This is a genomic window from Kitasatospora sp. NPDC058406, assembly GCF_042722765.1.
GTDB lineage: Bacteria > Actinomycetota > Actinomycetes > Streptomycetales > Streptomycetaceae > Kitasatospora.
Map to the genome: position 1 here is coordinate 1 of NZ_JBHXKE010000265.1, position 11,993 is coordinate 11,993.

Here is an 11,993-nt window from a genome sequence, read left to right on the forward strand (position 1 = left end):
CCACCGAGCCGACCGTGATGGGAACGGCCGCACAGACGGTCCCGAGTGCGTACTCCTGGCGTTCGATCACCGGCATGGTGGGCCGGAGCCCGGCGAGGCGGCGCAGGACGGTCGACTCCTCGGCGAGGGTGGAGGGCGTGAGACCGACCGGGGGGTGGCGGGCGAGGTGGTCGCGCCGGGCCTCCTCCGGCAGCTGGCCCAGCAGGCACTGGCCGATGGCGTGGGCGTGGGCGGTGGCCCGGAAGTCGGCCCACGGTTCGACGGCGGGCTGGTGCGGGCCGGCCGCGACGTCGACGACGGAGACCTCGCCGTCGCGGTAGAGCGCGAAGTAGACGGCGGCGCCCAGGTCGTCCCGTAACCGTTCCATCCGGGCGCGCAGGTCGAACCGTTCGGACTGGCGGTCGTCGGCCCGGCCTATCCCGTCGACCGCCTCGCCGTAGTAGAAGCGGCCGTCGGCCCGCCGCAGATAGCCCTCGTGGGTCAGGGTGCGCAGCAGGTGGTAGGTGGTGCCGAGCGGGAGTCCGGCGGCGCGGGCGAGCTGTTTGGCGGTGGCCCCCTGGAGGAATCCTCCGACCGCCTCCAGCAGGCGCAGCGCCCGCTGGACCGAGGAGATCAGGGTGGGCTGCCGCTCCTTGCGCGAAGGGCTGGTGGGGCCGGAAGGGCTCGACGGACCCGTGGGACCCGCGGGGCCCGCCGGACTCGTGGCCCCCGGAGGCCGCGCCGGCGGTGACGTGCGCTCTGTGATCCGATCCATGGCCACACCCAGCCCCCAGCCCGAGTCCTTGCACAGGAGGGCATGCGGAGTGAATCGCTCCGATTTGCCCGATAGTCGCTCATTGCAGCACAGCCACGACATCCCTGCAATCACTCTCGCACCGTTCGCTCGGTAAAATCCTTCGAATCAATGGCTAAATATGGATTGAATCTTTGATTCAAAGATCAGTTTAAGCTTCATCTTCGCTATCCAAGATCCATCCAGGGTCCGAACCCTCCCCGAACGGACGCACCCCGGGCGGGCCGCGTTTCGGCCCGCCCGAGCCGCGGGAGACTCCCGCACAACGCTCCAGCCCCGGAGGCCGCCATGCGCACCCCGCCTCGCCCCGTCGTCAAACGCACCGCCCGGGCGATCCTGCTGGAGGTGGACCCCGCCGACCCGTACGGTCCGGCCTCGATCGTGCTGATCAAGCGCACCCGGCCGGACTCGCCGCACCCGTACTGGATCACCCCCGGCGGCGGCGTCGAGCGCGACGACCGCACCGTGGTGGAGGCCCTGCACCGCGAGGTCGACGAGGAACTCGGCGGCAAGGTGGTCGACGTCGTGCCCGCCTTCGTCGACACCGTCAGCCACACCCTCCCCCACCTTCCGGACCCGGGGACCGCCGCCGACGACGGCACCCTCCCGCACCCGCACGGGGTCAAGGTGCAGCACTTCTTCGTCTGCCGGCTCGCCTCGATGGACCTCAGCCGCCGCCACGGGCCCGAGGTGGACGAGCCGAACGGCAAGTACGAGGTGGTCCGGGTGCCGTTCACCCGCGAGGGCGTCACCTCGGTCAACGTGGTGCCGCCGAGCCTTCGGGCGTACCTGGCCGCCAACATCGAGGGCGTCCGCGCCCTGCTCGCGCCCGACCTGGCCTGACCCCTCCGGCCGCCCTGCCCGCGCTACCGGTCCTGCCCGCGCCACCCGCGCTACCGGGCGGGCCTAACCGGCGGCCCGGTCACCGACCAGGTCGTGCCGGATCCGCTCGGTCGGCACGCCCGCGCGCAGCAGCACGCCGACCGCGCGCCGGACCATCGCGGGCGGGCCGCTGAGGTACGCCTCGCGTCCGCTCCACGGACCGAACCGGCCCACCACCTCGGGGAGTTCCCCCGTGAGCAGCCCCGCATCAGACAGGTGCCCGCCGGACCCGCCGGACCCACCGACGGGCGTCCGCGGCCCGGGGCCGGACAGCACCGGGCGGACCGAGAGCCAGCCGTGCCGCCCGGCCAGCTCGCGCAGCGCCGCCAGCTCGTACAGCTCGGCGGCCTGCCGCGCGCCGTAGAAGACCTCCACCGAACGGCCCGCCGCGCCGTGTTCGGCCACCTCCTCGACCAGCGCCCGGACCGGGGCGATGCCGGTGCCGCCCCCCAGCAGCAGCAGGTCCGCGCCGGCGCCGTGGTCGAGGGTCATCCCGCCGGCCGCGGGACCGAGCCGCAGGACGTCCCCGGGCGCCGCCCGGTGCACCAGCGCGTTGCTCACCCAACCGGCCTGCACCGCCTTGACGTGGAAGGTCAGCAGGCCGTCCGGCCGGGGCGCGGAGGCGAACGAGAAGTGCCGCCAGACCCGCGGCCACCAGGGCGTCTCCAGACTGGTGTACTGCCCGGCCCGGTACGGGTACGCCTGGTCCGGGCGGACGGTGAGGACCGCCACGTCCGGGGTGCGGCGCTCGTGCGCGACCACCTCGCCCTGCCACCAGGCCGGCGAGGTACGGGCGTCCGACTCGGCGGCCTCGATCATGATCGACGAGACCAGCCGGTAGACCCGGCGCCAGGCCAGCTCGGTCTCGGCCGTCCACCGGGTGCCCGTGTACCGGGCCAGCGCCGCGACCAGACACTCGCCGACCGGGCCGTAGTGACCGGTCAGGGTGCCGTACCGGCGGTGCCCCCGGCCGAGCGCGCCCAGGTGCGTCCGCAGGCCGTCCGGGTCGTCGGCGCTGCGGGCCGCCATCAGCAGGGCACGGAAGAGCCGGTCCCGCTGGACGTCCATCGCGGCCGGGAAGAGCGCGCGGACCTCGGGGTGGTGCAGGAAGATCAGCGCGTAGAAGTGCGCGGTGGCCCGGTCGGCGACCGGCTCGACCACCGCCAGGCTGGCCCTGATCAGCTCGACGTCCCGTGCGGTGGGCGGTTGTTCGGCCGCTTCGCGCGGTCCGGACGCCTGGTGCGGTCCGGGCGCGGTCCGCGGGTCGGCCGCGGTCCGCAGGTCGGGCACGGCCGGGGGCGGGGGCGGGGCGTCGACGGGGCCGAACGCGGTCGCGGGTGGCCCGGCCGCGGGGGCGGTACCGGCGTCGCCCAGGGTCTGCAGCGCCCAGGCGCGGGACCACTGGTCGCCCGGGCCGGCCCAGTTGAGGCCGGGCGCGCGGGTGAACAGCGGTTCGATGACCGGCCCGAGCGCCGGTCCCGTCACCGGACCGATCGGATCGGGCCGGGACGGCGCGGGGGCGACCGGCGGCGCCGCAGGGGGCGGCGGGACGGTGGGCGGAGCGGACGGCGGGTCCGGGATCACGGGGCGGACGGCCTGTGCCGGTTCGCCGGCCTCCGCCGCCGCGGCCGGCGCGGCGGCGGGACCGGGGAGGGGCGGGCCTGTCGGCGGTGGAGCCGACGGGAGGGCGGGCGGGAGGGCGGGCGGAGGGACCGCCGGGAGGGCCGGCGGAAGGTCCGGCGGGTCCAGCGGCGCCGGGGGCAACGCCGGCGCCGCGTCCGGCAGACCCGGGACGGCCGCGACAGCCGCCGACCCGTGTCCGGTGCGGACCAGGAGTGTTCTGCGGGACTTCACCGCAACGTTTCGAGTACCCAAGAGAATCGTTTCGCCTCCGGCCGGCCTGCGCCACCACCTGGCTTGTCTCTGCTGACGCCTAGGCAGCGTGGCACGCCCGAACTGCTCATCCGACAAGTCGCGCGAATCCCGGACACCCGCCCCCCGGACGCGCTACTCTCGCTCGATCTACGGGCACCCTGGGTGGCGCGACCACCACCCAGGGCAACCCTTCCCTGCTCAGAGCTGCCGCAGCAGCACCCCCGGCTGCTCGACGCAGTCGGCGACGAACCGCAGGAATCCACCCGCCGTACCGCCGTCGCAGACCCGGTGGTCGAAGGTGAACGACAGCTGGGTCACCTCGCGCACCGCCAACTCCCCCTGGTGGACCCAGGGTTTGGCGACGATCCGGCCGACGCCGAGCATCGCCGCCTCCGGGTGGTTGAGGATCGGGGTGGAGCCGTCCACCCCGAAGACCCCGTAGTTGTTCAACGTGAACGTGCCGCCGGACAGTTCGGCCGGGGCCGCCGTCCCGGCCCGTGCCGAATCCGTCAACCTGCCCAACTCGGAGCCGAGTTGCTCGGTCGTGAGCCGCTGGGCATCCCGCACCACGGGCACGACCAGCCCGCGGTCGCCCTGCGCGGCGAAGCCCAGGTGCACGGCCTGGTGCCGGATGATGCCCGAACCGTCCTCGGTCACACTGGAGTTGAGCTCGGGGAAGCGCTCCAGCGCGACCGTGCAGATCCGGGCGAGCAGCGCCAGCACGCTCACCTTCGGCCCCGGCGTGGCATTCAACTGCCGTCGCAGTGCCATCAGTTCGGTCGCGTCGGCATCCACCCAGCAGGTCGCCGCGGGAATCTCCCGGTGGCTTCGGCTGAGCTTCTCGGCCACCGCCTTCCGCAGACCGCGCAGCGGGACGACCCCCTCACCGGACGCCGGCGACACCACCGGAGCCGCCGCCCCGCCGGCCGCCGGGAGCACCGCCGGAGCCGCCACCTTCGCCGCGACCGCCCGTTCGACGTCCGCACGCATGATCAGACCGTCCGGCCCACTGCCGCCGACCGTCGACAGGTCGACGCCCTGCTCCCGGGCCAGCCGCCGCACCAGCGGCGAGACGACCGCCGGCACTCCGGGACCCGCCGTCACGACCGCCACCGGCGCGAGCACCGGCACCACCGCCGACGCCGACGCCGCCACCGGCACGGGCACCGGCCCGGCCTGAGCAACCGGGCCGGCCACGGGCCCGACCGGCAGGCCGCCCCCGCCGACCCGGCGCCGCCGGCCGGCCCGCGCCGGCTCCGCGACCCCGTACCCGACCAGCGGCCGCTCCACCTCGGCGGCGAGCTCCGCCCCGGCCGCCGCCGGTACCGCCGCGAGCGGCCGTACGCCCTCGCCCGGCGACACCGCGACCGTGACCAGCGGCGCGCCGACCGCCACCTCCTCGCCCGGCTCGCCGAACAGCGAGGTGACCACCCCGCCGTACGGGCAGGGCACCTCGACCACCGCCTTCGCGGTCTCCACCTCCACCACCGGCTGGTCGACCGCGATCACCTCTCCGACCTCGACCAGCCAGCGCACCACCTCCGCCCCGGTGAGTCCCTCACCGAGGTCGGGCAGGGTGAACTCCCGTACGACGGGCATCATCCTCAGTCCTCCCACTGCAGCCGGGCGACCGCGTCCAGGATCCGGTCCACCCCGGGCAGGTGGTGGTGCTCCAGCATCGGCGGCGGGTACGGGACGTCGAAGCCGGTGACCCGCAGCACCGGTGCGGCCAGGTGGTGGAAGCAGCGCTCGGTGACCCGGGCGGCGATCTCCGCGCCCGTCCCGCCGAAGCCGCCGGCCTCGTGCACCACCACGGCCCGGCCGATCGAGCGCACCACCCGGCAGACCGTCTCGTCGTCGAACGGCACCAGGGTGCGCAGGTCGAGCACCGCGAGGTCCCGGCCCTCGGACCTCGCCACCTCGGCCGCCTCCAGGCAGACCGGCAGCGAGGGCCCGTAGGTGATCAGCACGGCGGAGGTCCCGGTGCGCCGCAGGACGGCCCGCCCGAGCGGCTCGACCGGAGCGGCCGGGTCGAACCCGTCCTTCCCCCAGTACATCCGCTTGGGTTCCAGGAAGACCACCGGGTCGTCCGACGCGATCGACGCCCGCAGCAGCCCGTACGCGTCGGCCACGGTCGCCGGGGTGACCACGTGCAGCCCCGGGGTCGCGGCGTAGTACGCCTCGGAGGCGTCGCTGTGGTGCTCGACGCCCCCGATGCCGCCGCCGAACGGGATCCGGACGGTGATCGGCAGCGGCAGCCGGCCGGCGGTGCGGTTGCGCATCTTGGCGACGTGCGAGAACAGCTGCTCCAGCGCCGGGTAGGCGAAGGCGTCGAACTGCATCTCGACCACCGGGCGCAGCCCGTACATGGCCATGCCGACGGCGGTGCCGAGGATGCCCGCCTCGGCCAGCGGGGTGTCCAGGCACCGGTCCCGGCCGAACTCGGCGGCCAGCCCGTCGGTGATCCGGAAGACGCCGCCGAGCGCGCCGACGTCCTCGCCGAGCACGTGAACGGCCGGGTCCTCGCGCATGGCGTCGCGCAGCGCGGAGTTGAGCGCCTGCGCCATGCTCGCGGTGCGGACGCCGGTGGTGCGGTCGGGGACACCGGCGGGTCGCCGCGCCGCGGCGCCGCCCAGGGTGGGGGTGGACGACAGGTGGGAGGTCATCAGTGCTGCACCTCGGCCTCGGCGGCCAGCTCCTCGGCCAGCTGCGCCGCCTGCTCGCGCAGTTGCGGGGTCGGCTCGGCGTAGACGTGGGTGAACAGGGACATCGGGTCCAGCTCCGGGTCGGTGTGGAACTCGGCGCGCATCCGGGCCGCCAGCGTCTCCGCCTCCTCGGCCGCCTGCTGCACCAGGGCGTCGTCCAGCACCCCGAGCTCCCGCAGGGAGCGCTCCATCAGCAGGATCGGGTCGTGCTCCCGCCAGGCGGCGACCTCGGCCTCGTTCCGGTACCGGGTGGCGTCGTCGGCGTTGGTGTGCGCCTCGACCCGGTAGGTGAGCGCCTCGACCAGGGTCGGTCCGCCGCCGGTGCGGGCCCGCTCGACCGCCTCGGAGAGCACGCCGTACACGGCCGGTGCGTCGTTGCCGTCGACCAGCCGGCCGGGCATCCCGTAGCCGACGGCCTTGTGGGCCAGGCTCGGGGCGGCGGACTGGGCGCTGAGCGGCACGGAGATCGCGTAGCCGTTGTTCTGGACCAGGAAGACCACCGGGGCCTGCAGCACGGCGGCGAAGTTGAGCGCCTCGTGGAAGTCGCCCTCGCTGGTGCCGCCGTCGCCGAGCAGCGCCAGCGCGACCACCGGGTCGCCGCTCAGCCGTGCGGCGTGCGCCAGCCCGACGGCGTGCGGGGCCTGGGTGGCGAGCGGCGTGCAGAGCGGCGCGGTGCGGCCGGCCCGCGGGTCGTAGCCGGTGTGGGCGTTGCCGCGCAGCAGGGTGAGCGCCTCCAGCGGATCGATGCCGCGGGAGACCACCGCGAGGGTGTCCCGGTAGCTGGGGAACAGCCAGTCCTGCTCGCCGAGCGCCAGCGCGGCGGCGACCTGGCAGGCCTCCTGGCCGGTGGAGGCCGGGTAGACGGCCAGCCGGCCCTGTTTGGTGAGGGTGGTGGCCTGCTGGTTGTAGCGGCGGCCGACCACCAGGCGGCGGTACAGCTCGCGGAGCAGCGCGGGGTCGTGCTTCTCCAGCGCGGGCGTTCCGAGCACGCGGACGGGAGAGGGGTCCGGGAGGAGCGGGGCCGGGTCGGTGCGGGGGGCGGTGGCCCCGGGCAGCCAGCCGGGCAACGCCGTGTGGTGTCTGTGGTCGAGAACGGTCATCTCGGGGCACCTCCAGGGGTGGCGGGGGCTCCCTACCGATTGTTCGGTCGTCTGTTCATCTTGACCAGAAGCGTGACAAGGTGGTGGACAATCGGCCCGGGTGGCGGTCGACTGGTGGCAGTGCGTCCAATCATTGAGGGTGGGGGGTCATGTCGGCTGAACAGACGTCCAGACTCGACCGGGTCGACCGGGCGATCCTGCGGCTGCTGCAGCAGGACGGTCGCGCCTCGATCCGCTCGGTGGCCGAGCGGGTGCACGTGTCCCGGGCCAATGCGTACGCCCGGATCTCCAGGATGGTCGAGGACGGCGTCATTCGCGGCTTCACGGCCCGCGTCGACCACGAACGCGCAGGTCAGGGCGCGTCCGCGTACATCACCCTGAAAATCGTGCAGAACTCCTGGCGCACGGTCCGCGAGCAGTTGCTGGCGCTTCCGGGGGTCGCGCACATCGCCCTGGTCGGCGGCGACTTCGACGTGCTGCTGCTGGTCCACACCGACGACAACCACGCCCTGCGGGAGCTGGTGCTCAACCGCATCCAGTCCATCCCGCAGGTGCTCGGCACCCGCACCATGCTGGTCTTCGAGGAGACCGACCAGGTACCGCCGCTCTGACCGGCGCCCCCGGCCACGGGCGGGGAGGTGCCCCCGGCCCCCGGACCGGAGGTGCCGTACGGCTCAGCCGCGGGCGCGCAGGCCGTCGAAGGCCAGGTGGACGACGACGTCCGCGACCCCGTCGGCCCCCTTGAGGCCGGGCCGGTACCACTCCACGATCGAGTTGATCATGCCGAACAGCAGCCGGGTGGCCAGCCGCGGCTCGACGTCCGCCCGCAGCGCGCCGTCCGCGACGGCGGCCCTCAGCAGCTCGGCCACCTGGTGGTCGAACTCCCGGCGCCGCTCCAGCGCCCACTGCTCGGTGGCCGTGTTGCCGCGCACCCGGAGCAGCAGGGTGACGTACGGCAGCTCCTCCAGCAGCACCTCGGCGGTCCGCCGCACCACGTGCTCCAGGCGCTCGACCGCCGGCCCCTCCACCGCGGCCGGCTCCGCCAGGATCGCGGACAGCCCGTCCAGCGCCCGCCCGACCGCCAGCCGGAGCAGCTCCTCCTTGCCCCGCACGTGGTGGTAGATCGACGACTTGGAGATGCCGGCCGCACGCGACAGGTCCTCCATCGACGTGCCGTCGTAGCCGCGCTCGTTGAAGACGTCGACGGTCACCGCGAGCAGGGACTCCACGGTGTAGGCGGTGCGCGTGGTGTGATCGGCCATCCCCCGAGTATCCCCGCCCGGCCCGTCCCGGGTGCGCCCGGGTGGCCTGGTCCACACCAAAGGACAGGACCACGCCCTAGACTCGGCGGACGATCCGTCCACGGCCGAGCAGGGTGGGGTCCAGTCTGATGAGCGCAATACCGGCGGTCGCCTCCGACGTGCCTGAGCAGCGCAGCGACGAGTCGGTGACCGAGCCCGGCACCGACTGGCGCGAGCGCGCCCGCGAGCTGGTCCTCCGCTTCGGCCCGGCCGTCTGGTGCTACGCCGTCCTGAAGCTGGTCGGCTTCACCGTCTTCATGAAGCTGCTCTCCTTCTCCGGGGACTACCTGGAGAAGCACGCCCGGTTCGGCGGGGGCGCCAACCCCTGGGACGTGCTGGCCAGCTGGGACGGCTGGTGGTACCAGCAGGTCGCCCAGTTCGGCTACCACCCGGCGCTGGTGGCCGTCCCGAACGGCACGCCGGGGTTCACCGTCGAGCAGAACTCGGCCGCGTTCTTCCCGCTCTACCCGGGGCTGATGCGGCTGATCTCGGACGGCACCGGCCTCGGCCTGTACGGCGCCGGGATGCTGGTCTCGGTGGTGGCGTCACTGTTCGCGGCGGCCGGCATCTACGCGGTGGTCGACAAGCTCGCCGGGCCGCGGGCCGGTGTGATCGCGGCCGGGCTCTGGGCGATCGCCCCGGGCTCGGGCGCCGAGTGGGCGCTCTACTCGGACTCCCTGTTCATCGCGCTGGCCGCCTGGTCCTGCTACTGCGTGATGACCAAGCAGTGGATCGCCGCCGGCGTGCTCACCCTGATCGCCGGCCTCAACCGGCCGACCTCGGCGGCACTGATCGGCGCGGTCGGCCTGGCCGCGCTGGTCGAGCTGTACCGGCGGGACAGCGGCGTGCTGCGCCCGCTGGCCGCGATGCTGCTGGCCCCGATCGGGCTGCTCGGCTACGTCGGCTGGGTCGGCTGGCGGATGGGCGACTGGGGCGGCTACTTCACGCTCCAGCGGGACGCCTGGCTGCACTACTTCGACTGGGGCCAGGGCACCTGGAACGCCGTCCGCGGGGTGCTGCTGGGCCGCAACGACTACCCGTTCGCCTACCACACGGCCGACATGCTGGCGACGCTGATCGTGCTCTCGCTGCCCGCGCTGATCGTGCTGCTGGTGCGGCTCCGCCCGCCGCTGGTGCTGACCGCGTACACCCTGGCCACCATCGTCTCGGTGCTCGGCAGCCTGGGCATCTTCGGCAACACCTCGCGCTACCTGCTGCCGGCCTTCCCGCTGCTCATCGCGTTCGCCGTGGCGATGCGGAAGCTGAGCTGGCCGGTGCTGGCCGGGCTGCTCGGTACCGGCGCGATCGCCTCCGGCTGGTACGGCGGGTACGTGATCTTCGAGCTGGGCATCCCGTAGGCCGGCCCGCAGCACCCGGGCGGTCCCCGACCGTCCGTCCTCCGGCCGAGAGGGCGCGTCCGCTCCGGACGCGCCCCCTCGCGTTTCCGCACCCGGTTCCGCCCACCCCCTTGAGCCGACCGATCGTTCGGTTACTCTGTGACGTGTCCCGTCCTCCCCTCTGAGGAGCGCACACGATGTCCGCAGCGGTCACCCACCCCGTCGTCACCGAGCTCGTCGAACGCCACCAGGCCACCCTGGACGCCGCACTCGCCGCCGCCGCGAAGCGCGACTACTGGTCGCCCTACCCCGAGTTCCCGAAGGCCTACGGCGAGAGCGCCGCCGCGGACGGCAAGGCCGCCTTCGAGGCGCTGCTCAACCGGCCGTTCGAGCTGCCCGGCCACCCCGCCGACGGCGACCTGGTCGGCGGCGAGGCCTCCCCGTACGGCGTCGAGCTGGGCATCGGCTACCCGCACGCCGAGCCCGACGCGCTGATCGCCGCACTGAGCGCGGCCCGCCCGGCCTGGGCCGCCGCCGGCCCGCGCGCCCGGGCCGCCGTCTGCCTGGAGATCCTGGCCCGGATCAACGCCCGCTCGCACGAGTTCGCCAACGCCGTGATGCACACCACCGGCCAGGCGTACGCCATGGCCTTCCAGGCCGGCGGCCCGCACGCCCAGGACCGCGGTCTGGAGGCGGTCGCCTACGCGTACGCCGAGCAGACCCGGCTGCCGGAGAGCGCCGGCTGGACCAAGCCGCAGGGCAAGCGCGACCCGCTGGTGATGACCAAGGAGTTCACCGTCGTCCCGCGCGGTCTGGCGCTGCTGATCGGCTGCAACACCTTCCCCACCTGGAACGGCTACCCCGGCCTCTTCGCCTCCCTCGCCACCGGCAACCCGGTGCTGGTCAAGCCGCACCCGCGCGCCGTCCTCCCGCTGGCCCTGACCGTCAGGACCGCCCGCGAGGTCCTCACCGAGGCCGGCTTCGACGCCGGTCTGGTCTGCCTGGCCGTCGAGCACGAGGGCGGCACGATCGCCCAGACGCTCGCCGTCCGCCCCGAGATCAAGCTGATCGACTACACCGGCTCCACGGCCTTCGGCGACTGGCTGGAGGAGCACGCCCGGCAGGCCGAGGTCTACACGGAGAAGGCCGGCGTGAACACCGTGGTCGTCGACTCCACCGACGACTACAAGGGGATGCTGGGCAACCTGGCGTTCTCCCTCTCGCTCTACAGCGGCCAGATGTGCACCACCCCGCAGAACCTGCTGATCCCCCGGACCGGCATCGGGACCGACCAGGGGGCCAAGTCCTACGACGAGGTGGTCGCCGACCTCGCCGCCGCCATCGAGGGCCTGCTCTCCGACGACGCCCGCGCCGCCGCCGTCCTCGGCGCCGTGGTCAACCCCGCCGTGCTCCGGCGCACGGTGGCCGCGGCCGGCGGCGAGTACGGCGAGCTCGCACTCGCCCCGCGCGTGGTCGAGTCGCCGGAGTTCCCCGGCGCCACCGTCCGCACCCCTGCGCTGGTCAAGCTCGACGCCGACAAGCCGGACGACCGGACGGTCTTCCGCACCGAGTGCTTCGGCCCGGTCTCGTTCGCCGTCGCCGTCGAGGACACCGCCGCCGCCGTCGAGTTGCTCCGCGACACGGTCCGCACCCAGGGCGCGATGACCGCGGCCGGCTACACCACCTCGCCCGAGGTCGAGGCCGCCCTGGTCGAGGCCGCGCTCGACTCCGGCGTCTCGCTCTCGCTCAACCTCACCGGCGGTGTGTACGCCAACCAGACCGCCGCCTTCTCCGACCTGCACGGCACCGGCGCCAACCCGGCCGCCAACTCCGCCTACTGCGACGGCGCGTTCGTCGCCAAGCGGTTCCGCACCGTGGAGATCCGCCGCCACGGCTGACCGCGACCTCGCCCGCCACCGGCCCGCTCCGGTCCCGACGTTCGGGGCGGAGCGGGCCGGTGCCGACGTGGGCCGGGCCCGGGCGTTCGCCGTGCACGCCCG

At 74.1% G+C, this 11,993-nt stretch carries 10 protein-coding genes; 4 read left to right on the forward strand and 6 right to left on the reverse strand.

The window, feature by feature from the left end:
* Window positions 1-754 (reverse strand): IclR family transcriptional regulator (locus tag ACFWOG_RS34590; protein WP_380363227.1); only part of this gene is annotated, 754 nt, incomplete at its 3' end.
* Between the two features lie 327 nt (window positions 755-1,081).
* Here ACFWOG_RS34590 and ACFWOG_RS34595 point away from each other — a divergent pair.
* Window positions 1,082-1,636 (forward strand): NUDIX domain-containing protein, encoded by a 555-nt coding sequence (locus ACFWOG_RS34595; protein ID WP_329949633.1) that lies wholly within the window; start codon window positions 1,082-1,084, stop codon window positions 1,634-1,636.
* Window positions 1,637-1,699: 63 nt separating this feature from the next.
* Here ACFWOG_RS34595 and ACFWOG_RS34600 read toward each other — a convergent pair whose 3' ends face one another.
* The 4 genes from ACFWOG_RS34600 to pdhA form a co-directional block, all read right to left on the reverse strand.
* Complete coding sequence (locus ACFWOG_RS34600; protein ID WP_380363229.1) at window positions 1,700-3,160, reverse strand: globin domain-containing protein; 1,461 nt, start codon at window positions 3,158-3,160, stop codon at window positions 1,700-1,702.
* 588 nt (window positions 3,161-3,748) lie between these two features.
* Window positions 3,749-5,149, reverse strand: a complete 1,401-nt coding sequence (locus ACFWOG_RS34605) for a dihydrolipoamide acetyltransferase family protein (RefSeq protein ID WP_380363234.1) — start codon at window positions 5,147-5,149, stop codon at window positions 3,749-3,751.
* Window positions 5,150-5,154: 5 nt separating this feature from the next.
* Entirely contained in the window at window positions 5,155-6,117 is a 963-nt protein-coding gene (locus tag ACFWOG_RS34610; protein WP_329884996.1) for an alpha-ketoacid dehydrogenase subunit beta, read from the reverse strand.
* A 98-nt stretch (window positions 6,118-6,215) separates the two neighbouring features.
* Entirely contained in the window at window positions 6,216-7,355 is a 1,140-nt protein-coding gene (gene pdhA / locus ACFWOG_RS34615; protein WP_329884761.1) for a pyruvate dehydrogenase (acetyl-transferring) E1 component subunit alpha, read from the reverse strand.
* Between the two features lie 149 nt (window positions 7,356-7,504).
* On the opposite strand from pdhA, the gene ACFWOG_RS34620 reads away from it, so the two are divergent.
* Window positions 7,505-7,966, forward strand: coding sequence for an Lrp/AsnC family transcriptional regulator (locus tag ACFWOG_RS34620; RefSeq protein WP_329884762.1), 462 nt, complete (start codon window positions 7,505-7,507; stop codon window positions 7,964-7,966).
* A 63-nt stretch (window positions 7,967-8,029) separates the two neighbouring features.
* Here ACFWOG_RS34620 and ACFWOG_RS34625 read toward each other — a convergent pair whose 3' ends face one another.
* Window positions 8,030-8,617, reverse strand: a complete 588-nt coding sequence (locus tag ACFWOG_RS34625; protein ID WP_329884763.1) for a TetR/AcrR family transcriptional regulator — start codon at window positions 8,615-8,617, stop codon at window positions 8,030-8,032.
* Window positions 8,618-8,745: 128 nt separating this feature from the next.
* On the opposite strand from ACFWOG_RS34625, the gene ACFWOG_RS34630 reads away from it, so the two are divergent.
* Window positions 8,746-10,014: a hypothetical protein gene (locus tag ACFWOG_RS34630; RefSeq protein WP_355398928.1), complete on the forward strand. Its 1,269-nt coding sequence runs from the start codon at window positions 8,746-8,748 to the stop codon at window positions 10,012-10,014.
* 176 nt (window positions 10,015-10,190) lie between these two features.
* Window positions 10,191-11,891, forward strand: coding sequence for a phenylacetic acid degradation protein PaaN (gene paaN, locus ACFWOG_RS34635; protein WP_329884765.1), 1,701 nt, complete (start codon window positions 10,191-10,193; stop codon window positions 11,889-11,891).
* Window positions 11,892-11,993 lie beyond the last annotated feature (102 nt).

Coding starts and splice junctions, on each gene's coding strand:
- ACFWOG_RS34595 (WP_329949633.1), top strand. CDS start 1,082: ATGCGCACCCCGCCTCGCCCCGTCGTCAAACGCACCGCCCGGGCGATC.
- ACFWOG_RS34605 (WP_380363234.1), bottom strand. CDS start 5,149: ATGCCCGTCGTACGGGAGTTCACCCTGCCCGACCTCGGTGAGGGACTC.
- ACFWOG_RS34610 (WP_329884996.1), bottom strand. CDS start 6,117: ATGGCGCAGGCGCTCAACTCCGCGCTGCGCGACGCCATGCGCGAGGAC.
- pdhA (WP_329884761.1), bottom strand. CDS start 7,355: ATGACCGTTCTCGACCACAGACACCACACGGCGTTGCCCGGCTGGCTG.
- ACFWOG_RS34620 (WP_329884762.1), top strand. CDS start 7,505: ATGTCGGCTGAACAGACGTCCAGACTCGACCGGGTCGACCGGGCGATC.
- ACFWOG_RS34625 (WP_329884763.1), bottom strand. CDS start 8,617: ATGGCCGATCACACCACGCGCACCGCCTACACCGTGGAGTCCCTGCTC.
- ACFWOG_RS34630 (WP_355398928.1), top strand. CDS start 8,746: ATGAGCGCAATACCGGCGGTCGCCTCCGACGTGCCTGAGCAGCGCAGC.
- paaN (WP_329884765.1), top strand. CDS start 10,191: ATGTCCGCAGCGGTCACCCACCCCGTCGTCACCGAGCTCGTCGAACGC.